We start from the raw sequence: 22387 nt of genomic DNA on the forward strand, positions 1-22387 counted from the left end.
TGGCTACGACGTTGCGAAACGGCCGCGCCGTCGCAACTTCACGTCGTCGAGCGCCCGCGCCCGGCGCGCCAGCGCCGGGCGCTCGTCAGTGAGGGGGAAGCGACGGACGGTCGGCAGCGGAAAAGCACCGGGAGCGACGCTCAGGGTCGCTCGCGCTCTGCGAGCGTCACGTCGCCGTCGTAGACGACGCCGCGTTCGGCGTCCAGCGTCACCACGTCGCCGTCCCGGATGTTCGGGTCGAGCGGCGCGCCGCTGACCATCGGAATGTCGAGTTCGCGGGCGACCATCGCGGGGTAGCCCGTCATGCCGGGGCGAGCGTCCACGATGCCCAGCAGTTTCGAGGCGTCGCCGTCGAACTCGCCGTCGAAGTCGGGTTCGAGCGCGAGAATCGACCCCTCCGGCACGTCCGAGAGGTCGCCGTCGTCGGTTCGAGCGACCGGCCCGGCGACCCGGCCGCGGACGACGCTCCGACCCGTGCCGATGGTCTCGGCCGCGACGTGGACCTTCAGCATGTTGGTCGTGCTGGTCCCCTCCAGTTCCGACATCATGCCCGAGACGACGACCACCGTGTCGCCGCTCTCGGCCACGCCGGCGTCGAGCGCGGCCTGCACCGAGTCGTCGATGATGGTATCGACGCCCTCCGCGAGCGGCGTGTACTGGGCGTTGACGCCCCACGAGAGCGCGAGCTGGCGGCGCACCTCGTCGTTGGGCGTCGTGGCGACGACCGGGACTTGCGGCCGGAACTTCGAGACCTTGAGCGCGGTGTAGCCGGATTCGCTGGCCGCGACGATGGCCGCCGCGCCGATGTCGCGCGCCAGATAGCGCGCCGACCGCGCCAGCGCGTCGGTCCGGGCGTCCTCGGCGGCTGGGACGCGCTGTTCTCGAATCTCGTCGTACTCGTCGCTCTCCTCGACCTCGCGGACGATGCGGTCCATCGTCTCCACGACCCGCACCGGGTCGTCGCCGATGGCGGTCTCGCCCGACAGCATCACCGCGTCAGTGCCGTCCAACACCGCGTTCGCCACGTCGGAGGCCTCCGCGCGGGTGGGCCTGCGGGCGTGGACCATCGAGTCGAGCATCTCTGTCGCGGTGATGACCGGCGTCCCGGTCTGCTGGCACTCGCGGATGATACGCTTCTGAATCATCGGCACGTCTTCGAGCGGACACTCGACGCCGAGGTCGCCGCGCGCGACCATCACACCGTAGGCCGCGTCCACGATTTCGTCCAGATTCTCCACCGCACCGCGGCGCTCTATCTTGGCGACGATGGGGATGTCCGCGCCCAACTCCTCCAGTACTTCGTTGACCGCCAGCACGTCCTCGGCGCTCCGGACGAAACTCGCGGCCACGAAGTCGGCCTGCTTCTCGGCGGCGAGTTCGAGGTCACGGCGGTCCTTCTCGGTCACCACGTCGAGGTCCAAGTCCACGCCGGGGACGTTGACGCCCTTCCGACTGCTCAGGTCGCCGCCGCTCACGACGCGCGCGACGACGACGCCCTCGCCGTCTCCGTCCTCGACTTCCTCGACGACCGTCTCGATGCGGCCGTCGTCCAACAGCACCTTGTCGCCGGGTTCGACGTTCGTGATGGAGTAGCTCAGGCCGACTTCCTCGGGCGTGGCGGTGTCGCCCTTCACGAACCGGACCGTCGAGTCGGTTTCGAGGTGGACGGGTTCGTCGGTCTCGGCGGTCCGAATCTCGGGACCTTGCAGGTCTACCATCACCGCGAGGGGGTCGGCGGTGGTCTCGTCCACGTCTCGGACGTGGTCTACGATCTCCTCGCGGTCCTCTCGCGTGCCGTGACTCGCGTTGAGGCGCGCGACGGTCATCCCGGCGTCGGCCAACTCCCGAATTGTCCGCCGGGAGTCCGATGCCGGACCCAGGGTACAGACGATCTTCGCGTTTCTCATGGGTCCGAGTAGGTCCGACCGCGCCAAAAACCCCCGGTGATTCGTTCCGATTCACTCGTCCGCGAGTTGTTCCCGACTGTCCGAACGCACCGTGTGGCCGGCCGTCGTTTCGAGAGCCACAATCCCTTATTGTATCGCCCCCGAATGGGTGATATATGCCAGAATACGCCTCTCTCGTGGACGTGCGGACGGACTTCCAGAACGCACAGGACCTCACGTCCGTCTGGGGAGACATCCGGTCGGACCTCGAAGAACAGGACGCCGACCTCAAACACACCTACGCCATCCTCGGCGAGTACGACTTCCTCGTGGTCATGGAAGCGCCCGACCGAGACGTGGCGTACCAGGCCGGAGTCGCGCTGGAGCGTCACGGACTCGACGCCCAGACGATGGAGATAATCCCGACCGAGGAACTCGCGCAGGTCGTGGACGACCTCTGAACCGGTTTCGGTTTCGCTCTCGCTCTCACGTACCGACGGAGACGAATAGGGGAAACCGAGATGGCGTGAGGGATAACTCACGCGATAACCGCCATCTCGGTGCGCGGGGAGCGGCGTTGCGCTACCGGTAGCTTCGTTCGACAGGGACGACCGCAATCCGCCGCAGCACAGTGTTTCTGGTTCGGCGTAAAATGATTTTTGACTAACTATTCTGTCACTGGTTTTATAGGAGTCGTCGGTCAGTTCGGGGGCGTCGTTACTTGACCTTCGTGCCCGGCCCGCTGTCGCCGTGGGTCGTCAGCAGGTCGGCGTCCTCGCCCGCCGCCAGCACCATCCCGTTGCTCTCGACGCCGAACAGTTCGGCCTGTTCGAGATTCGCCACGACGACGACCTTCGTGCCCGGAAGCGCGTCGAGGTCGTGGAGTTGCTTGATGCCAGCGACGATTTGGCGGGTCTCGACGCCGATGTCCACTTCGAGGCGCGCGAGGTCGTCGGCCCCCTCGATGGGTTCGGCGACCTCGATTTCGCCGACGCGAACGTCGAGGTCCTGAAACTCTTCGAAGCTGATGCGGTCGTCGTCGATGGGTTGGATGTCGGTGTCGCTCATGGATTCGTCGTCCTCGGTCTCGTCGGATTCGTCGTCTTCGTCCGTAGCCGCTTCGATTCGCTCGTTCAACTTCTCGTTCAGTTCCTCGACGCGCTCGTCCTCGATCTTCTCGAGCAGTTCGTCCGGTTCGCCGAACTCGTCGGCCGGCGCTTCGAGGGTGGCGTCGAGGTCGGCGTCGTGGACTGACCCGTCTTCGCCCAACTGCTCCCACAGCGCTTGGGCCTTGCCGGGGAGGATGGGTGCCGAGAGGACCGCGACCGCCTTCGCCAACTGGACGCAGTCGTAGATGACCTGCGCGGCGCGCTCGGGGTCGTCGTCGGTCAGGTTCCACGGTTCGTTGCGCTGGATGTACTCGTTGCCGAACCCGGCCAGCGACACCGAGGCCTCGCCCGCCTTCTTCAGCGAGTAGTCGTTGACCGCGTCCTCGAAGTCCTCGACGGCCTCCTCGATTCGGTCGGCGACTTCCTCGGAGGTGTCGGCATCGGGCGTCCCGTCGTAGTTCCGGGCCGCGAACAGCAGGCTCCGGTAGGCGAAGTTGCCGAGCGTGCCGACCAACTCGCCGTTGACGCGCTCCTGGAACTTCTCCCACGAGAAGTCAACGTCCTGCTGGAACCCGCCGGTCGTGGTCAGGTAGTAGCGCACGAGGTCGGGGTCGAAGCCCTCGTCGAGGTAGTCGTCGGCCCAGACCGCGCGGTTGCGACTGGTCGAGAACGCCTGTCCGTCGAGGTTGACGAAGCCGCTGGCCATGACCGCGCGCGGTTCGTTGTAGCCCGCACCTCGCAGCATCGACGGCCAGAAGACGGTGTGGTGCTGGATGATGTCCCGGCCGATGACGTGGACGATTTCGCCGGTGTCGGCGTCTTCCCACGTCTCGTCGTCGGCGGCCGCAGAGTCGTCGGCCGCGGGCGCGCCGTCCTTCCAGACCGCCTCCCAGTCGTAGGTGTCCGCGCCGACGCGCTCGGTGTACTGCTTCGTTGACGCGACGTACTCGACGGGCGCGTCCACCCAGACGTAGAGGACGAGGTCCTCTTTCCCCTCGCCGGGGTAGTCGATGCCCCAGTCCATGTCGCGGGTGATACAGAGGTCCTGTAGCTCGCCTTCGATCCACTCCTTGGGCTGGTTGCGCGCGTTGGAAGTCCCTTCGAGGCGGTCGATGAACCCTTGGAGGTACTCCTGAAAGTCAGCGAGACGCAGGAACTCGTGTTCTCGGGTACGGTACTCGGCGGGGTTGCCGGTGATGGTACTCACGGGGTCCTCGATTTCGCCGGGTTCGAGGTGGCGCTGACATCCCTCGTCGCACTCGTCGCCTCGGGCCTTCGCGCCGCAATACGGACAAGTGCCCTCTACGAAGCGGTCGGGCAGGGGAGTGTCTGCCTCGGGGTCCCACGCGACCTGAATCTCCTTCTCGAAGACGTGGTCGTTCTCTATCCACGACCGGACGAACTCCTGCGTGAGTTCGGTGTTGGTCTCGTCGTGGGTGTGGCCGTAGTTGTCGAACTCGACGTTGAATCGGGGGAACGTCTCGGCGTACTTCTCGTGGTGTTCGAGGGCGAACTCCTCGGGCGAGACGCCCTCCTTCTCGGCGTTGACCGCGACCGGGGTCCCGTGCATGTCCGACCCGGAGACGAACGCGGTCTCCTGGCCGAGTTTCTCCAGCGAGCGCGCGAAGGCGTCGCCGCTGATGTACGTCCGGAGGTGGCCGATGTGCAGGTCGCCGTTGGCGTAGGGCAACCCGCAGGTCACCACCGCTGGCTCGTCCGTGGGGAAGTCGTCGTGGCTCATACTATCCAATCCTCTTTGGCGGGTGTAAAACCCGCCGATTTCCGTGTTCGTGCATGGCTATCGTCGCGCGATTTCGGGAAACGGTTGGCAGGCGATTCGGCCGAACAGTCGAGTTTCGCCACCGCAGAAACCGTCCGCGAGCCACGGTCCGGGCGACTCCTCCCGACGCTACGCGTCGCTCCGCATGCGCATAGCGCGGGCAAGTGCCTGCGACCGCGTGCGGTCCCGGTGTGGGACGCCTCGGACCGTGCGTGGCACGAGTCTGGATTTGGCGGCTCGGTATTTAAGCATTCGTCCGGGTCGGTACTCCGTCACACACCGACCGCAATCGATTGGGGAGGGTGTGGCCCGCGATTGCGGTGGCGGTGCTGTGCGGTGGCGGTGTTGTGCGGTGGGCTCCGTTGCTCAAGCCCGAGGATAGCCTCTTCTCGCCAATTCTCGTGTAGAAAACGTCGCGACCTTCCTCCCGGCAACTCTCCTACCGAACGATTCCGTACCCGACGCTACTCACGACTCGAAACCGCAGAAACGAGAATCGCAGAACTACGAACGGATTAGAGCAGCCCCGTCTTCTGGAGCTTCATGAGGTCCTCGGTGTCGAGGGTCTCGCCTTCCTTGAACTGCTGGTAGATCTCTTCGGCCTCTTCCTTGGCCTCTTCGCGCTCCTTCTCCTTCTCGGACTTGCGCTCTTCCTCTTCCTGCTTGTCGAGTTCGCGTAGGCGCTTCTGGACGCGCACGAAGTCCTCGTGGTGCTGGTCGGCCGACTCCTGAGCTTCCACGAACTTCTCGTGCATCTCGTCGGCCTCGTCGCGGATTTCGTCGGCTTCGCGGTAGGCCTCGATCATCTGGTTGTGATGCTCTTGGGCCTTGTCCGCGAGTTCCGTGACCTTCTCGTGGTGGCGGCTCGCCTCGGCGCGGACCTCTTCGGCTTCCTCGACGAGTTCGTCGAGGTCCTCGCTGTCGTCGAGCTTCTCCTTGCGGGCCTGAAGCTTCTCGCGCTTCTCCTCGATCTTCTCGATGAGTTCGCGCTCGTCCTCGGTCGAGAGGACCTCGGTCTGCTGCTTAAATTCGAGGTCTTCGATCTCGGATTCGAGCTCCTCGATGTCCTTGCCCTCGTCGAGTTCGAGGTCTGACTTCTTCTCCTCGACCTCGTCGAACAGCTCGTTGGCCTTCGCGTTGAGGTCGTTGCGCTTCTCCTTGTGTTCCTGAACCTGCTCGTTGAGCTCGTCGCGCTTCTCGCGGTGTTCCTGCGCTTCGTCGACCTTCTCTCGGGTCTCGGCGTTCAGGTCGTCACGCTTGGACGCGCGCTTGCTTGCCTTCTGGTTCAGCTCGTTTCGTCGGTCTCGGAGCTGGCCCGCGAGTTTGATCAGTTCGCCTTTCGACTTGTTCTGGAGTTCCTCTTCTGTTACACTTACCATGCTTAGTTAAACCTCGATTCCATGCCCGCCGTGGCGTTCGGCAGTCCAGCGAGGGACAGCAACCGCTGTATACAACTGGCAATCGACCGGTGACAATAGTCCCATGTCATTTGTCGCACGATGCTTGCCGAACGCTCGTGGCGTTCTGGTATCAGCAAATATTCGCTGTGGCTATATAAATGTTCCGTCTAGTTGCGTAGTGGAAACGGTTCACACGCCCGCTAACGGCCGTGTAAGCCGTTCCCACACTTCTCAAGGGGTTATAAAGAACGTCGTCGAGCTTGCGAATAAATCGCCCGCCGACGGGAACCCCGCGAGCGTCCGGGCGACGGCGAGTCGGCCAACGACGGTCGCGCCGACCTACAGCGGGTAGACGTTCTGGACGCCTCCGTCCCGTCCACCGAACGAGAGTTCGACGCTCTCGGCGTCGGCGGGCACGGTCAGGGTGCCCGCACGCTCGGAATCGAGGGGACCGACCTCCACGTCGCTCCCGCCGGTCTGCCCGTCGGCGGTCCACGAGACGGTGCCCGAGACGGCCTCGGGCGTGTCGTTGACCACGACGAGTTCTCGGGTGTCCCCGGCCGCCGGGTACGCGTCCAAGACGACCTGGACGGGTTCCAGCGAGGCGGCCATCGCCTCGTAGCCCGCCTTCTCGGTCCCGTCGGCCGACAGCACGCCCATGCCCGCGCCCTCGTCGGCGTCGCGGAGCGCGTCGGCCGCGAGCAGACCGCTCCCCCGGCGGCGAAGCGTCTCGGTCACGCTCTTGAGGACGCGGGCTTGATACGCCTGCGAGGCCTCGACGGCGGACTCGTCGTCCGACCCGCCACTCGACCCGACGTACGCGGCGTGAGCGTCGGCGTCGAACCCGGCCGCGTCGCGGCCCTCATCGGCGACGAGCGACCCCGCGCCGAACGCGCCGACCGGGCCGTCGCAGTCGTACTTGTCGAGGAGCCAGTCGGCGTCGCCGGGCGTGCCGAACTGCCAGCCGGGGTAGAGGTGCGTCGCGTCGGCGTCGATGCCCGGCCCGCCCGAGACGGGGAAGACCGGCGTTCCGTCGGGGAACGCCGCGGCGACCTCGCGGTCCGCGGCGGCGTCGTAACTCGCGCGCCACGCCCGCCAGCGGACTTTGTAGCGCGCGAGCCGGGACGGACCGACGCCCGCGAGGTGGTCGGTCGGGTCGGCCCGGACGCCGAACGCGGCCACGCAGGGGTGGCGCTCGACCGACGAGGCGACCGTCTCGGCCAGCGCCGCCGCCCCGTCGGAGTCGGTCTCGCTACTTCCGACCAGCGGGAGGTCCTGCCAGACCAGCAGTCCGGCGTCGGTCGCGGCCTCGTAGAACTCCGCTGGGGGGACGTGACCGTACGCGCGTACGAGGTTCGCGTTCGCGTTCGCGGCGCGCTCGACGTCCCACGTCGGGTCGCCCGTCGGGAGCAGGGAGAATCCGCGGGCCGGGACGCGCTGACCGTTGACGACCAGCGCGTCGTCCGCGCCGCGCTCCCCGCCGTCTGCTCCCGCGCGCTCGATTTCGCAGAGGCCGGTCTCCACGACCGCTTCGGAGTCGCCGAGTTTCGCCCGGACCGCGTACTGGTGTTGCGGTCCGAACCCCGCGGGCCACCAGTAGGCCGGGTCTCGGAGTTCGAGCGTCTTCGAGACCGTCGCGCGCTCCGCGCCGTCGGTCTCGACCCTCGCGCGCTCCATCACGCCGCCGCCCCGGAACCCCTGCGGGCGCACCGACAGCGAGATGCGGTCGTCCAGCGGTTCGCCCGCCTCGACCGCGATTTCGGCGTCGACGACCGCGCCGTTCTCGGTCCGGCGCGGCGTCAGCGAGAGCGCGTCCACGAACGTCTCGGGATGGGTCTCCAGTTGTGCGCCCCACCAGATGCCGGGGACCGCGCGCTCGTCGGGCACGCGGTCTGTCGCGTAGACGCCGGCGAACTCGTCGGGGGCGCGACACTCCACGACCAACTCGTTGTCCGCGTCGAGGTCCAACTCGTATCTCGCGGGGCGGAAGTGCGCGTCGTGTTCGCCCAACTGCTCGCCGTTGAGCCAGATACGGGCCCGCGCGAACAGGCCGCGGAGTTCGAGGGTCGCGCGCTCGTCGCCGTCGCGGGGGTCGCCGAACTCGGTTCGGTACGCCACGCAGTCGGCGTCGGCGAACCGCTCGGGGCGGCCGGGCACGTCCACGGGGTGCCACTCGTCGGGGGAGGGCGGCTCGTCGCCCGCGGACGGGTCCACTGCCGCACCCGTCCAGTCGGTCAGAGACATACTCGGGGAACGAAACCCACACCAGATAGGTTTTACGTCCCGCGGACGACCACTTTCACTTTCACCGCGCCCTTGGAACAATTTAAGTAGGATGGCGGGACCAGCCTACGTCATGCTCGAAGACCTACGGTGCGTCTGCGACGGTCGGAACTGCGAGCGCGCCCTCGGCGAGAACGACCTGATGCTCCGGATGACGACCGACGCGGGCGAGCGCCGCGCCTACGAGTGCGCCTGCGGCGCGGTCACGGTGACGGTCGTTCGGTAGCGCTCCGACGCGGACGCCGCAGTCGCAGACTCTTTGTTCTCGCCTCGGCAAGCAGTTGCCATGGACGGAATCGAAGTCGCGGTTCGTTCGGTCGAGACGGTCGGAACCGACACCATCGCGCTGACGCTGGAGACGCCCCCGGAGTTCGACGCCCGACCCGGCCAGTTCGTCCAGTTGGCCGCGACGGTAGACGGCGAGGAGGTCACGCGCCACTACACGCTCTCGTCGCCCGACGCCGACGAGACCTTCGAGACGACCGTCGAGGTGGACCCCGACGGAACGCTCGGACCCTTCCTCGCCGACCTCGAACCCGGCGACACCGTCGAAATCGCCGGTCCGTTCGGCGATTCGTACTACGAGGGCGAGGACAGCGTCGTCGTCCTCGCTGGCGGGCCGGGCGTCGGCCCCGCGGTCGGTATCGGCGAGCGTGCGAGTCGCGACGGCGCGACCGTCACGGTCGTCTACGAGGACGACGACCCGGTCCACGAGGAGCGCCTGACCGCGCTCGCCGACGCGGGCGCGACGGTCGTCGTCACCGACGACGTGAGCAGTGAAGACGTACTGGAGGTCCTCGCCGACGCGCAGGGCCAGACGTTCATCTACGGCTTCGCGGAGTTCCTCGACCGCGCGACCGCCGCGCTCGACGCGGCGAACGTCGACGCCGAGGACGCCAAGGCCGAGAACTTCGGCCCCGCGCCCTGACGCGTAGCGACTCCCCGAGCCGAACCCGAAAACGTATCAATGACCGATACATTCTCGCGAATCTATGCGGACCGAAATCAACGAGCGGACCGTCGAGCGTCGGACGGACCGCCTGCTCGACGAGTACGGCGACGTGCCCGTCGAAGAGCGAACGTGGAACCGTTCGCCCGAGCGATTCGAGCGCGAAGTCGAGCAGGCGAGAAACGGCTACGTCGGCGGTGCCTACGCGTGGGTCGTCCGGCGACCGGACGAGACCGCCGCGCTCACCGAGTCGATGCCGCCCGAGGCCGAGGACGACCGAAAGCGCGCGCTGATGATTCTCGGTCGCGGGGCCGACCGGTGGGGCCTCGCTGGCGGTGGATTGGAGGGCGACGAGACCCACGAAGCGGCCGCGCGCCGCGAGGTTCGCGAGGAGACCTCCGTCGAGTGCGAACCGACCGACCTGTTCCTGTTGCGCCACGTGACCGTCGTCTCGGAGGCCGAAGACGACCGCCGAATCCACTTCCTCTACGCGTTCTTCGACGCGACCTACGAGGGCGGGTCGATAACCGTCCAACCGGGCGAACTCGACGGCGCGGCGTGGTTCGCCGAACCGCCCGAGCGCATGCTTCCCGCCAACGAGCGCCGGGCCGAGTCGTGGTCGCCGGAGACGACGACCGCGCCGTCCGAGTGACAGGCTAGTGTTCGACGAACTCGATTAGAACGCCACCCGTCGATGTTGGGTGGAGGAAAGCGACGTCGTGGCCCCAAGCGCCGGGCCGCGGGTCGTCGTCTATCAGTTTGACGCCGTGGTCGCGGGCGGTGTCGAGCGCCGCCTCGACGTCCTCGGTTTCGAGGGCGACGTGGTGGATGCCCGGCCCGTTGCTGTCCAGATACCGCGAGATAGTCCCGTCTTCGAGCGGTTCGAGCAACTCGAAGTAGCTGTCGTCGAATTCGAGGAAGACGACCCGGAGTCCGTCGAACTCCTCTTCGTGTGCGACAGGCGCGTCGAACAGGTCGGCGTACAGGTCCGCGAGGTCACCGGCTTCCTCGGTGGCGATTCCGACGTGGTCGATGTGCATGTGCGGGGGTATCGCGTCGGCGGAGTATAGTTTTCGCGGTCCCGTGATACCACTGGCGTCGGTGGGTCGAACGACGGCGGAACGCGCCGACGGACCGGTCGAAAAATGCTCGCAGTTCGGGTCGCCACGTGCGCTGCGTCGAAAATTGGTGTTCGGTCGTTACGCGAGGAAGCACTGGTTGTATCCACACACGATTACGGACGGGTCGAATCTAAGCATCATCTCACCTCCGTCATTTGGTAATGCCCTATCACCGTATAAATTTAATAATTTTAAGTAACTATAATTGTCGCAAGCGGTTCTGCGGTGTTCGGTCTCGTCGCACCCGGAGCTTTTTCGCGGTCGGACGCGAACTCCGGCGGCGTGCGAGCGATATTCTTCGACCTCGACGGCACGCTGGTCGCGCTCCCCGACAGTTTCGCCGAACTCTTCGCGGCGGCGCTGGCCGACCACGGCGTCCGGGCCGACGACGAGCGCCACGAGTTCTTCACCGAGGCGTTCTTCGAGCGTCTGGACGACTGTCACCCCGAACCGTACCGCGCGGCGATGAGCGACCTCGGCGAGGCGTTCGGTCTCGACGCGCCCGCCGAGGAGTTGGCCGAGAGCTACGCCGAGCGCGAGGCGGCCGCGATCGAACTTCGGGTGGGTGCCCGCGAAACCCTCGACGCGCTCGCGGCGGCCGAGTCCGCGGAGTCGGCCGCCGCCGACTCGACCGCCACAGATTCGACCGCCGGCCCGACCGACACCGCCGTCGCGCTCGGCGTTCTGACGAACGGCGGCGGGCGCGGCCAACGCCGGAAACTCGCCGTCCACGGACTCGCCGACTACTTCGAGGCGGTCGTCGTCTCGGCGGAGGTCGGCGCGGGCAAGCCCGACCCGGAAATCTTCGCGGCCGCGCGAGACGCGGTTCCGGCCGACGAGTACGTCTTCGTCGCCGACGACCGCGACCGCGACGTGCGTCCCGCCCAGCGCGCCGGCTTCACCGGCGTCTACGTGGGCGAAAGCGAAACGGAGGATGCGAACGTGGACGACGCGGAGCGACCCGACCACTGCGTCGAGTCGCTCCGCGAGGTTCCCGCGCTGTTCGAGTACGGGTCGGGGTCGCTCGGCGGTTAACTTCCGCCGGTAGAGTTTCCGCCCCCGCCGCTGGTACTGTTTCCGCCGCCCGACTGGTGAATCTGCATCAGTTGCACCGAGAGGTTCGCGGCTCCCGGACCGGGAATCTCGGGGACGAATCCGCCGAACTCCGCGCCGTTGACCGGCCACATCAGTTTGTCGTAGCCGATGACCATGTACGGGAAGTCGAGGTAGATGCGCTCTATCGCCTTCCGCGCGAGTTGGTTGCGCTTCTGGGACTCCATGGTCGAGCGAGCGCGCGAGATGAGGTCGTCGGCCCCGGCGTCGACCAGCCCGTACCCCATCGCGTTGTTGAGTTGGGTCGTGGTGTTCTTCTGGTCGTAGCCCTCCTTCTTCGAGTGGTCGTCGGCGTTCTCGCTGTGGAAGATGTTGTAGAGGGTCCCCGTGGCGAACGGCGAGAGGTCGCTCCACGCCATCGGGTAGATGTCGAAGTCCTCCTGAGAGTACACCCGGCCGAGCATCGTGTTGAACGTCATGACCTTCGTGACCGCCGGGATGCCGAGCTTCTGCATCATATCCACCCATCGGGCCGCCATCTTGGACAGCTTCGGCGTGTCCTTGGCGGGGTAGATGAACACCTGCAGCGGCCCGCCATTGATTTCGGGGATGGTCTTGCCGTTGACCCGAATCTCCTCTTCGACGCCCTGCTTCTGGCGGAGGACCTGCGACTGGACCGGACCGTAGCTGTAGTCGTGCTTGGCCTTCGACTGGCCGCCCGTGACGCCCGTTAGCGTGCCGGGGTACTGCTTGCCGACGTAGTTGCCCTTGTCGCCGTCGATGACCTTCCCCTCGGTGAGGAACGACTTGATGCCGTCGTAGTCCGGTACGCCCGGTTCCTTCTGGCGGAACTCGAAAGCGTTCGTCGCGGGCGATTCGAGGAGCTTGGCGTTCTTCGACGCCTTCTCGGGGCGGACCGCCGAGAAGCCCGGCGGCATCACGAAGTCGCCCATGTACTCGTAGCCCTCTTGCAGGCGCTCGGTCCAGTAGTAGTCGTCGAACACCATCGACGTCGCCTGCCGGAACGTCGCGTCGTCCAGCGGCTGGCGACGCATGTTGTACGCGAAGTAGTTGTACCCCGTGTCGTAGCCGGGCACCAGCTTCTGGCCCTGATTGTTCTTGACCTTCGAAATCTTCGAGACGTTGATGGTACTGTAGATGCTGTCGATGTTGCCCCGGAGGAACGCCTGCTGGAGCGCCGAGTCGCTCCCGAATATTTTGAACCGGACCGCGTCGAGGAACGGTCCGCCCGACCTCATCTTCTCCACCTCGTCGCGCCACTTCAGCTCGCCCAGCGGGTAGTCGTCGCGGAACTCGACCTCTATCGCGGTCGCTTCGGCGTACTTCGTGACCGTGCCCGGCCCGGTGCCGACCGGCCCGCCGTTCTCCGTCGGGGCGTAGTCACGATAACTGTTCACGTCCGACCAGATGTGCTTCGGTAGGATGGGCAGCGCGAGCTGGTTGCTCGCGTAGGTCCCGATGGGCTTCTTGAGCTTCATGTGAACGTCCCAGTCGCCCTTCGAGGCCTTCTGAACCGACTTGATGGGCTGGATGGTCGAAGCGTAGCGCCCCGGCTCCTGTTCTTTCATGTAGTCGTACGTGAACACCACGTCCTCGACGGTCAGCTTCTCGCCGTCGGTCCACGTCAACCCGTCGCGGACGTTGAAGTACACGTCGGGCTGGGGATTCGCCTTCCCTTCAGGCACTTCGACCGTCCAATCGGTGTAGACGTTCGGCCGAACCTTGAACTCCACCGGGTCCACCACGGTTCCGGCGTCGTACACCATGTCCAGAATCGCCCACGAGTACGCCGACGAGGTAGAGAGCGGATTCAACCCCTTCGGCTGTTGGCCCATCCCCATCGTGAAGATACCGCCGTCCTGTACGTTCTGGGCCGTCGCGTCGGTCGATTCGACTACCGTCGAACTCCGCTCGGTCGCTCCGTCCGCGGCGTCCGCCGCGCCGGGGAACGAGAGCGCCACTGCTCCTGCGCCGCTTGCTTGAAGAAACTTGCGCCGACCGGAATCGAACTCTGGGTTGTCCTCACCCATGGAGGGTGATAGCTATTCACAGGAAAAAGGCGCATGGCCATCAAAGAACGTCTTTATATCGAACAGATGTGGCGAACGGCGTGCGAAATCTCCCCGAGAACCGTCCCGCGAGTGGGGTGCCGAAAGGTTGTTATCGCGGGACTTCGACCACCCGCTAATGAGCGACTGGGAGTGCGGCATCGACGGTTGCGGCGAGGCGTTCGACGACGTGGAGGAAGCTATCGTGCATCAGACGACCGACCACAAGCGCCGCGAGTGCAAGGTCTGTGGCTCGGTGGTTCCGGACGGCTACTTCGCCATCCGACACGCCTTCGACGAGCACTCGCGCGCGGAGTACGTCCGCGCCTACGGCGCGAGCGCCGCGGAGGTCCGCCAGCGCGAGCGCGTCCGCGACGCCATCGAGGACGACGCCGACCTTCAGCAGGTCGTGAACCGACTGGACGAAGTGACGGGCGGTCTCTGACGCCGCAGACGGAGTTTCCGATACACCGAAGCGACCGGTTTCGCGCTAGTTCGACAACGAACGTCCGGATGGACGAAGGGGCCGCGCGCCGGCGGTCGCCGACCGCCGGCGCGCGGGGCTTCGAGAGCAGAACTCGAATATTCGTTCGCTCCGGTCGATGCTCCGCGACGACGGCGTCGGCCGCGAACGACCGCGCTGCCTCCTCGCGCCACACCTTTTTACGCTCTGACGGCGAAATCACGCCCATGTACGTCCGGGACGCGAAAAACAGGGAGGAAGTCTGGCTGTTGGACCACATCGAGGAGATGGGTCTCGACGACACCGCGTTCCGCTCCCGCGATTACGTGGTCGCCATCGACGAGACCTCCGGCGAGAAGGCGGGATTCGGTCGCATCCGCATCCACAAGACCGACGACCGGGAACTCTGCGAACTCACCAGCATCGGCGTGCTGGAGTCGTGGCGCGGACAGGGCGTCGGCGCGCACGTAATCGAGCGACTGGTCGAGCAGGCCCGCGACCACGGCTTCGACGCCGTGTTCTCGCTGACGGGCGCGACCGACTACCTCTCGCAGTTCGGCTTCCGGGGCGTCGAGTCGAGCGACCTCCCCGAGAAACTGCGCGAGCGCATCGACGCCAAGCGCGAGGAGACCGACCCCGACGCGGTCGGGATGGTGCTGGACGCGGACGAGTTCGTGATGCCCGACCGCCTGCGCGAGCGGTTCAAGCGCGCCCGGCCTCACGAGGAAGAACCCGAACCCGAGGAGTCCGCCGAGGACTTCGGCATCGACCCCAACAGCGCGACCTACAAGTACGACACCGGGGACTGAATCCCCGTCTCTGGTCGTTCGCCGATAGCGAAGGGAATCCTCCGTGACGGACAGTTAGGACTTCCCACCGCTGAACGACGCGAGAACGTCGAGATACGCGGAACCGTGATTCTCACTCCGGAACCGACCGCGTTCGATGTGCGTTCCTTCCGTCCAATCGTTGAACGTCGCGACGCTCACGCGGTCGCTGTACCGTGTAGCTAACGCGAGTAGCTCGCGGAAGTGCTCCGGCGAACGCGGAATCCGGCGGTCTAACCCCCAGCACTCGTTATGTAAGTCGTCGAATCCCGGAATCACGGTCGGGAAGAAAGCGAGATCGTTCTCGTCCGCGTACGACGAGAGCGCGTCGTAGTTCGTCTCGATGTGGTCGTACGCTTCGTCCCAATTGGCGGCGGGGTTGGCAGGATTGTATCCCACCCAATAAGTTACGCCGTCGAGTCGTTCGAGAGCGGGGTCCGCCCAGTCCGGGAACCCTCCCACTGCGGCGTTGAACACGTCGCCGACGAGGAAGGGTTCGAGACCGTCGACGGTCAACTCGGACCGGACGAACTCGACGAGTTCGCCGAACCCGCCGTAGCGGTCTCGAACGTAATCTCGAACGGTTCGTCGTCCCTGCATTCCCGCCCAGTGGAGGCACAGAACGTCCCAGAGCGTGACGACCGGACGTCCGTCGAATCGGCCGATGTTAGGTCGTCCGAGGAAGTGTTCGCGGACGAACGCCAAGTCCGTTTCGAGGTCGCGGTCGCGACGCAGCGCCTGTCCGACGACGTAGAACGGTTCGAGGTCGAGTTCGTCGCTCGATTCGGCGTCGTCGTACGCGCGGAATCGTTCGTGGTCGTCGTCCCCCTCGCCGAAGTTGAACATCACCGTGGACGCGCCCGCCTCCAGCAGTTGACGGACGTGTTCGTCGGTGACCTCCGGCGGAATCGGGTCGCCGTACCGCCCCACTGCGGGATGAGCGACCGTCGTACACTCGCCGAACTTGTCGCCAACGAAGGGAACGTACACGACGCCGACGTCGAGCGACGGCTCGCCCCGTCCCGACGTTCCTCGTCTTTCTGTCACGTATCGATTCGTACGCTAGTGCGTTCCCCACATGTAAGTCCGTGTTCGTACCGTGGGCGATTCGGCGAGTCGAAACCGGCGCACACCGGAAAATAGGGTCGAATCGTCGGCGACGGAGTCTACGTCAACTGGTCGTAGTCGTAGTTCTCGGTCAGGTCCACGAGGCGGTCGAGGAACTCCTCTTCCTCTTCGAGGTTCTCGTGGAGGAGGTCGCCCGCCTCGTCCATGCCGAGTCTGTCGGCGAGTTTGGCGAGGTTGCCGTAGGTCGCTATCTCGTAGTGTTCGGTCTTCTGGCCCGCCGTCACGTCGAACACGTCGATTTCGCCCTGCTCGGGGTTCGAGCTGACGAACTCGTCGTGTTCCTCGATCATGCCCTGCGTGGCCTCGCACTCCTCGTCGCCGGGCGAGGCGTCGATCATGTCGAAGACCTGCTCGAGGCGGTCTATCTGGCCCTCGGTCTCCTGCTGGTGGTCGCGGAACGCCTGCGCTATCTCGTCGTGTTCGACCTCGTCGGCCATCTCGCCGAGCGCCTCGTCGATGCGCTGCTCGGCGTCGTAGATGTCTTTCAGTTCGTTCTGGAACAGGTGACTAAGCGAGTTCGTGCTCATGATACGAGAGAAAGTAGGCCATCGACGCGGGTAAACTCGGTGGCTCCCTTGTGAGACTGTCGTCTAAGACTGCAGTTTTCGGGCTTTTCAGCGTTCGTAGCGTGAAAACCGTCAAATCGAAGTCGTCGAGACGACGCGGGTCTTCGACCCGCGGGCGGACGACTCCTTCATCTCGCTCGTAGTCCGTTTCACGGAGCGGTCGCCGCGGTCAGTTCGCGCCGGTCACTCCGCCCAGTACGCCTCGCCGGGTTGCTCCCGGAACACCGCGCGCCGGAGGAGGTCCACGGCCTTCTCCAGTCCCTCGCGGGAACTGGTCAGCGCGTCCTCGTGTTCGATGGAGAGCGCGCCGTCGTAACCGACCATCCGGAGCGTGCTGACCACGTCCTTCCAGTGTTCTTCGCCGTGGCCGTACCCGACCGACCGGAACAGCCACGAGCGGTCCTCGACTTCGTCGTAGGACGTCGTGTCGAGGACGCCCTTCGTCCGGGCCTCCGCGTCGTAGATTCGGGTGTCCTTCGCGTGGACGTGGTGGATGGCGTCGCGCTCGCCGAGGAACCGAATCGCCTCCGTTACGTCGATGCCCTGCCAGTAGAGGTGCGAGGGGTCGAAGTTCGCGCCGACGCGCTCGTTGGTCGCCTCGCGCAGGCGGGCCATCCCCGACGGTTCGTACACCAGCATGTTGGGGTGCATCTCGATGGCTACATCGACGCCGTGGTCCGCCGCGTGACCCGCGAGGTCCCGCCAGTAGGGGATGGCGACCTCCTCCCACTGGTACTCGTGGGCTTCGGCGTGTTCGCCGGGCCACGGTGCCGTAATCCAGTTGGGCGTCTCGTCGTTCGGACTCCCCGCCGGAAGCCCCGAGAAGCACGTGACCGTGTTCACGTCCAACTGGTCGGCGAGTTCGATTGCCTCCCGGAGTTCGGCGTCGGCCTGCTCGGCGATTGCATCGTCGGGATGGAGCGGGTTGTTGTGCGTCGCCAGCGCCGAGACGCGCATCCCGTATTCGTCCAGCAGGTCCGAGAGGCGGTCCTGGGCCTCGTCGTCGTCCAGATACGCCTCGCGCGCGAGGTGGTCCTCGCCGGGGTGGCCCCCGACGCCGAGTTCCACCGCATCGACCCCGATGTCGGCGAGGTAGTCGAGTGTCGATTCGAGCGAGTCGTCTCCGAACGGAACGGTGAGTACTCCTACGTCCATGGTTCTGGAAGTCGGGGCGTCGCTACTGGCGCACTCTCTCGGGCGTCGCGGCGTCGGTCTCGTCGGCGAGTTCGACCGCGCGACCGGTCTCGGCCGACCGGTAGATGGCGTCGATGACGCGCTGGACGGTCAGGGCCTCCTCGACCGTGTTGCGGTCGGGTGCCTCGCCGGCGCGGACCGCCTCGAAGAACGCCCGCTGTTCGCGCTTGTGGGTGTCGTTGGTCCGGGTCTCGACTTCGGTGTCCGTGAAGTGGGGCGCGCCGGTATCGCTCACCTGATGGACCGTCAGGTCGCCGGACTCGCGGTCGAAGGTGGCACCGCCGTCGGTCCCCTGCACCACGAAGTCGTTGGTCGGCGGGCGGTTGGTCGCCCACGCGACTTCCAGCGAGACGGACTTGCCGTCCGCGGTCCGGATGTACGCCGAGGCGTGGTCGTCCACGTCGAAGTCGGCGTCTTCCACGTCCTCGCCGTACATTTCGAGGTAGGTGTAGTCGTCGCGGTCGCCGAACTCCGAGCGGGTGTCGCCCGTGACCTCGACCACCTCGGGGAAGTCGAGGAAGTGGAGCGCGAGGTCGATGGCGTGGACCCCGATGTCCAGCAGGGCACCGCCGCCCGAGACCTCCTCGGAGGTGAACCACGACCCGCGGCCGGGGATGCCGCGCCGCCGGACCCAGTTGGCCTCGACGTGGGTCAACTCGCCGAACCGGCCCTCCCGTTGGTAGGACTTGAACACCTCGACGGCGGGGCTGAACCGGTTGTTGAACCCGACCATGCAGAACGCGTCGGCGTCGCGGGACGCCTCGGCGATGCGCTCGGCGCTCTCGAGCGTGTTGGCCAGCGGTTTCTCCAAGAGGACGTCGATGCCCGACTCCAAGGCTTGGACGGCGTACTCCTCGTGGAACTTGTTCGGCGTCGTGACGATGGCCGCGTCGATGCCCTCGTCGTAGAGGGCGTCGAAGGTCTCGAACGTGGGAACGCCGTAGGCCGACGCGAAGCGACTCCGAGCGTCGGGGCTGATATCGACGCCCCCGACGAGCTGTGCCGGCGCGTCCGCGATGCGTTCCGCGTGGTGATGGCCGATGCCACCCAGTCCGACGATACCGACTCGAATCGTACGTTGTGAAGTATCTCCCGTCATCTCGTATAATTCTCAAATGGTTGTATATTTTCAATAGAGCTGTTTCTCGCGCTGTTCGCGCTCCTCCTCGTCCGTCCGCTCGCGCCGACGCGCTCGCCAGTTGGCGACCAACCGCGCGGCCGCCGGGAAGAACCTGTTCTTGCAGTCGAGCGCGAACGACACGATGCCGTACGCCCAGAAGACGAACAGGAGCGACCCCGCACCGAAGTAGACCAGCGCCGCCTCCGACATCAGTCGTCGCCCTCCGCCGGCGTCGCCTCGCCGTCGCCCGCCGCGTCGGTCTCGTCGGCGACCAGCGAGTGCGTGATGGCCTCGCCGGTCCTCGTGTCGAAGAGGTGGACGCTCTCGCGGTCGAAGACGACTTCGACGGACTCGTCTTCGTCTAGGTCGCTGTCGGGGGCGACCGACATGAGCAACTGGTCCACGTCGGCGGCGTCGCCGCCCATCGCGGTGTCCTCGCCGCCCTCGCCCGTGAGCAGGTAGACGAATATCTCGTCGCCCATCGGCTCCAACACGTCCGTCTTCGCGTCGATGGGTTGGGTCCGTTCGGGGACGCCCGCCGCGGTGTCGGCGAGATGCACGTCTTCGGGCCGGATGCCCAGCGTCACGCTGTCGCCGGGTTCGACGCCGACAGCCTCGGGGTCGAACGCCACGTCGAAGTCGGGCGTCGAGAGACCGGACGACGTGACTTCGCCCTCGACGAAGTTCATCGAGGGCGAGCCGATGAAGCCGGCGACGAAGAGGTTAGCGGGTTCGTTGTAGCAGACCAGCGGCGGGGCGATCTGCTGGAGTTCGCCGCCGTCGATGACGGCGATGCGGTCGGACATCGTCATCGCTTCGGCCTGGTCGTGGGTGACGTAGATAATCGTCGTGTCCAGTTCCTTGTGGAGGCGCTGGAGTTCCGTCCGCATGTGGACCCGCAACTTCGCGTCGAGATTCGCCAGCGGTTCGTCCATCAGGAACACTTCCGGTTCCCGGACGATGGCTCGCGCAATCGCCACGCGCTGGCGCTGGCCGCCCGACATCTCGTCGGGCATCCGGTCCAGCATCCCTTCTAACTGCACGATGTCCGACGCGCGCTCGACCCGACGGTCGATTTCGTCTTTCGGGTAGTCGCGCAGTCGCAACCCGAAGCTGATGTTGTCGTAGACGTCCATGTGGGGGAACAGCGCGATGTTCTGGAACACCATCGCTATCCCTCGGTCCTTCGGCGGCAGGTCCGTCACCTCGCGGTCGGCGATGGAGATGGTACCGGAGGTCGGTTTCGTCAGTCCGGCGATGGTCTCCAGCGTCGTGGACTTCCCACAACCCGACGGGCCGACCAGAGTGACGAACTCGCCGTCCTCGATTTCGAGGTTCATATCGTTCACTGCGACCACGTCGCCGTACGCTTTCGTCACGTCGTCTAAGTTTACGTCTCCCATCGTGGAATCACTCCTTGAGCGCTCCCGCGGTCAGTCCGCTCACGATCTTCTCCTGTGCGATGACGACCAGCACCGCGACCGGAAGCACGCCGACGATGCTCGCGGCCGCCATCAAGTTGTACATCTGCGAGTACTGGCCCTGATAGGCCAGAATGCCCTGTACGAGCGGTGCCCAGTTGTTCTGCGACGCGAAGAACTGGGCGAGTTTGGACGCTACCTGTCCGTCGTTCATCAGGAACGAGAAGAAGAACTCGTTGTACACCGAGATGAACGTCAGCACGCCCGCCGTCGCCACGCCGGGTGCCGACAGGGGCATGATGACTCGGAACAGCGCGCCGAGTCGCGTCGTTCCCTCGATGCGCGCGGCGTCCTCCAGCCCGTCCGGAATCTGGCCGTAGAACGTCGTCAGGATGAAGATGGACAGCGGCATGAACAGCGCCGTGAACGGCATCACCATCGGGACCGGCGTGTTGTACAGGTTCGGGCTCGACACCGAGACGCCGAACAGCCCGATGCTGACGTTCCCGGTGAACAGCTGGAACAGCGGCAACAGGAACGCCGCCGGCGGGAAGTACGACACCGCCAGTATCACCAGCATCAGGGGCCGCCGTCCGGGGAACTCGAGTCGGCCGAACACGTAGCCCGTGAGGCTGGCGACGACCAGCACGATGGCGGTCGTGGCGAGACCGAGGACGAAGCTGTTCAGCACGTAGATGTGCAACGGCACCGTCTCGAAGATGGTGATGAACGCCTCGGGGTTGAACCCGTGGGGCACCGGCGGGAAGCCGAAGCTGGTGATGGCCTCGTTGGGCGTCACCGCCAGCACCAACAGCCAGTAGAACGGGAACAGCGTCGTGAACAGGAAGAAGGCCGTCACGACGTAGAACATCGCCCGGTAGACGCGCTTGGGGTTCTGGATGGCCTTGGACGCCCACCGCGAGAACGGTCCCTGCGAGGTGTCGCCGTCGGCGTCGAGTCCGACGGTGTCGGACTGCTGAGCCATCAGGCACCACCTCCCTGAACGTCGGCGAACTTGGCGATGTACACCGACACCGCGACGGCGATGATGCCCGCGGTGATGAACGCGATCGCGGCCGCGGTCCCGTACTGGCGCGAACTGAACGCCGAGACGACCAGACACGACAGCGACGGCACCGTGCTACAACTCGTCACGGTCTCGATGAGACCGAATATCCGGAGCGCGCCGATGGTGCGGAACAGCATCGCGACCAGCACCGTCGGCAGGACCAGCGGCAAGGTTATCATCTTGAACTGCTGCCACTTGGTCGCGCCCGTGACGCGGGCCACGTCGTAGAGGTTGCGGTCGATGCTCTGGAGGCCCGCCAGAATGAGCAGGGCCATGAACGCAGAGGTCTTCCACACGTCCGCGACCACGAGGATGAGCAGCGAGTCCACGCTGTTCGACAACGGCGTCGCCGAGAAGATGCCCAGGTTCTGGAGCGGGTCCACGAGGAACCCGATGTTGGGCTGGAACAGCAGGAAGAAAATCATCCCCTGAATCACGATGGGCACCGCCCACGGCAGGATGATGGCGACCCGGACCCAGCGTCGGCCCCGGAAGTCCTGGTCCAGCACCAGCGCCTGTCCGAACCCGATGACCGTCTCTACCAGGACGCTGACGATGGTGAAGATGAACGTCACCGTCAGCGCCGCCGTGAAGGGGTTCTGGATGCCGTGGAGGAACGGGAACTGGGAGTTCCACACCACGGTCGGGAGCAGGGGCCGCACCAACAGCGCCGACCGCTGGCCGGTGAGCAACTCGACGTAGTTCGTCAGGCCGACGTACTCGCCGACGGTGGCGGCCCCGACGAGTTGGTCGGCGTGGAGCGACAGCTCGAACGTCCTGATGAGGGGCCAGAACGCGATGACGCCGAGGATGAGCAGCGCCGGAATCAGGAGCAGGTACGCGAACGCCGTGTCGCCGAGATTCTCCATCCAGCGGACGGCGCGAACGTACGGGCCGCTCCGGCGACTCTCGCGTTCGAAGTCGTCGCTCGATTGTTCGGTGGCCATTC

Annotated in this window: 21 protein-coding genes; 7 read left to right on the forward strand and 14 right to left on the reverse strand. The window is 65.7% G+C overall.

Translation table 11 applies throughout. The annotated features are described in order from the left end of the window. Window positions 1–140: 140 nt before the first annotated feature. Window positions 141–1907, reverse strand: a complete 1767-nt coding sequence (gene pyk / locus M0R88_RS11135) for a pyruvate kinase (RefSeq protein WP_248653583.1) — start codon at window positions 1905–1907, stop codon at window positions 141–143. Between the two features lie 155 nt (window positions 1908–2062). On the opposite strand from pyk, the gene M0R88_RS11140 reads away from it, so the two are divergent. Beyond that, the gene (locus M0R88_RS11140; RefSeq protein ID WP_248653584.1) at window positions 2063–2347 is read left to right on the forward strand and encodes a GYD domain-containing protein; all 285 of its coding nucleotides are present in this window, start codon (window positions 2063–2065) and stop codon (window positions 2345–2347) included. Between the two features lie 256 nt (window positions 2348–2603). Here the strand turns inward: M0R88_RS11140 and metG are convergent, their stop codons facing one another. The 3 genes from metG to M0R88_RS11155 form a co-directional block, all read right to left on the reverse strand. Then, entirely contained in the window at window positions 2604–4736 is a 2133-nt protein-coding gene (gene metG, locus M0R88_RS11145) for a methionine--tRNA ligase (RefSeq protein WP_248653585.1), read from the reverse strand. 554 nt (window positions 4737–5290) lie between these two features. Then, window positions 5291–6154 carry a coiled-coil protein gene (locus tag M0R88_RS11150; protein ID WP_248653586.1) on the reverse strand — a complete coding sequence of 288 codons (864 nt, stop codon included), beginning with the start codon at window positions 6152–6154 and terminating at the stop codon, window positions 5291–5293. A 360-nt stretch (window positions 6155–6514) separates the two neighbouring features. Then, window positions 6515–8419 carry a hydrolase gene (locus tag M0R88_RS11155; RefSeq protein ID WP_248653587.1) on the reverse strand — a complete coding sequence of 635 codons (1905 nt, stop codon included), beginning with the start codon at window positions 8417–8419 and terminating at the stop codon, window positions 6515–6517. A gap of 91 nt (window positions 8420–8510) precedes the next feature. Between M0R88_RS11155 and M0R88_RS11160 the strand changes: the two genes are divergently transcribed. From M0R88_RS11160 to M0R88_RS11170, 3 genes are all read left to right on the forward strand, one after another. Continuing rightward, the gene (locus M0R88_RS11160; protein WP_248653588.1) at window positions 8511–8684 is read left to right on the forward strand and encodes a hypothetical protein; all 174 of its coding nucleotides are present in this window, start codon (window positions 8511–8513) and stop codon (window positions 8682–8684) included. A gap of 60 nt (window positions 8685–8744) precedes the next feature. Next, window positions 8745–9386: an FAD-dependent oxidoreductase gene (locus M0R88_RS11165; protein WP_248653589.1), complete on the forward strand. Its 642-nt coding sequence runs from the start codon at window positions 8745–8747 to the stop codon at window positions 9384–9386. A gap of 64 nt (window positions 9387–9450) precedes the next feature. Then, the gene (locus M0R88_RS11170; RefSeq protein ID WP_248653590.1) at window positions 9451–10059 is read left to right on the forward strand and encodes an NUDIX hydrolase; all 609 of its coding nucleotides are present in this window, start codon (window positions 9451–9453) and stop codon (window positions 10057–10059) included. A gap of 4 nt (window positions 10060–10063) precedes the next feature. On the opposite strand, the gene mce is transcribed toward M0R88_RS11170, so the two are convergent. Beyond that, window positions 10064–10447 carry a methylmalonyl-CoA epimerase gene (gene mce, locus M0R88_RS11175; RefSeq protein WP_248653591.1) on the reverse strand — a complete coding sequence of 128 codons (384 nt, stop codon included), beginning with the start codon at window positions 10445–10447 and terminating at the stop codon, window positions 10064–10066. Between the two features lie 363 nt (window positions 10448–10810). Between mce and M0R88_RS11180 the strand changes: the two genes are divergently transcribed. Continuing rightward, window positions 10811–11563 (forward strand): HAD family hydrolase, encoded by a 753-nt coding sequence (locus tag M0R88_RS11180; protein ID WP_248653592.1) that lies wholly within the window; start codon window positions 10811–10813, stop codon window positions 11561–11563. Here the strand turns inward: M0R88_RS11180 and M0R88_RS11185 are convergent. Beyond that, on the reverse strand, window positions 11560–13632 hold the full coding sequence (locus tag M0R88_RS11185; RefSeq protein WP_248653593.1) for an ABC transporter substrate-binding protein: 2073 nt from the start codon (window positions 13630–13632) through the stop codon (window positions 11560–11562). The genes M0R88_RS11180 and M0R88_RS11185 overlap by 4 nt on opposite strands. Before the next feature lie 157 nt (window positions 13633–13789). Between M0R88_RS11185 and M0R88_RS11190 the strand changes: the two genes are divergently transcribed. Next, window positions 13790–14095, forward strand: a complete 306-nt coding sequence (locus M0R88_RS11190; protein WP_128477752.1) for a DUF7565 family protein — start codon at window positions 13790–13792, stop codon at window positions 14093–14095. Window positions 14096–14340: 245 nt separating this feature from the next. After that, on the forward strand, window positions 14341–14922 hold the full coding sequence (locus M0R88_RS11195; protein WP_248653594.1) for a GNAT family N-acetyltransferase: 582 nt from the start codon (window positions 14341–14343) through the stop codon (window positions 14920–14922). Window positions 14923–14976: 54 nt separating this feature from the next. Here the strand turns inward: M0R88_RS11195 and M0R88_RS11200 are convergent, their stop codons facing one another. The 8 genes from M0R88_RS11200 to M0R88_RS11235 form a co-directional block, all read right to left on the reverse strand. Then, window positions 14977–15987, reverse strand: coding sequence for a glycoside hydrolase family 71/99 protein (locus M0R88_RS11200; protein WP_248653595.1), 1011 nt, complete (start codon window positions 15985–15987; stop codon window positions 14977–14979). A gap of 119 nt (window positions 15988–16106) precedes the next feature. After that, entirely contained in the window at window positions 16107–16595 is a 489-nt protein-coding gene (locus tag M0R88_RS11205; RefSeq protein WP_248653596.1) for a DUF892 family protein, read from the reverse strand. 222 nt (window positions 16596–16817) lie between these two features. Beyond that, a complete protein-coding gene (locus tag M0R88_RS11210; protein ID WP_248653597.1) occupies window positions 16818–17789 on the reverse strand; it encodes a sugar phosphate isomerase/epimerase family protein in 972 nt (323 codons plus the stop codon). A 22-nt stretch (window positions 17790–17811) separates the two neighbouring features. Then, window positions 17812–18927 (reverse strand): Gfo/Idh/MocA family protein, encoded by a 1116-nt coding sequence (locus M0R88_RS11215; RefSeq protein WP_248653598.1) that lies wholly within the window; start codon window positions 18925–18927, stop codon window positions 17812–17814. A 30-nt stretch (window positions 18928–18957) separates the two neighbouring features. Then, window positions 18958–19158 (reverse strand): DUF8005 family protein, encoded by a 201-nt coding sequence (locus M0R88_RS11220; RefSeq protein WP_368409345.1) that lies wholly within the window; start codon window positions 19156–19158, stop codon window positions 18958–18960. Beyond that, complete coding sequence (locus M0R88_RS11225; protein ID WP_248653599.1) at window positions 19158–20351, reverse strand: ABC transporter ATP-binding protein; 1194 nt, start codon at window positions 20349–20351, stop codon at window positions 19158–19160. The genes M0R88_RS11220 and M0R88_RS11225 overlap by 1 nt, the downstream gene beginning before the upstream one ends. Window positions 20352–20358: 7 nt before the next feature. After that, window positions 20359–21354, reverse strand: coding sequence for a carbohydrate ABC transporter permease (locus tag M0R88_RS11230; protein ID WP_248653600.1), 996 nt, complete (start codon window positions 21352–21354; stop codon window positions 20359–20361). Further along, entirely contained in the window at window positions 21354–22385 is a 1032-nt protein-coding gene (locus tag M0R88_RS11235; RefSeq protein ID WP_248653601.1) for a carbohydrate ABC transporter permease, read from the reverse strand. Before M0R88_RS11235 ends, M0R88_RS11230 begins: the two co-directional genes overlap by 1 nt. Between the last annotated feature and the right edge of the window lie 2 nt (window positions 22386–22387).

It is taken from the genome of Halorussus gelatinilyticus, assembly GCF_023238445.1.
GTDB lineage: Archaea > Halobacteriota > Halobacteria > Halobacteriales > Haladaptataceae > Halorussus > Halorussus gelatinilyticus.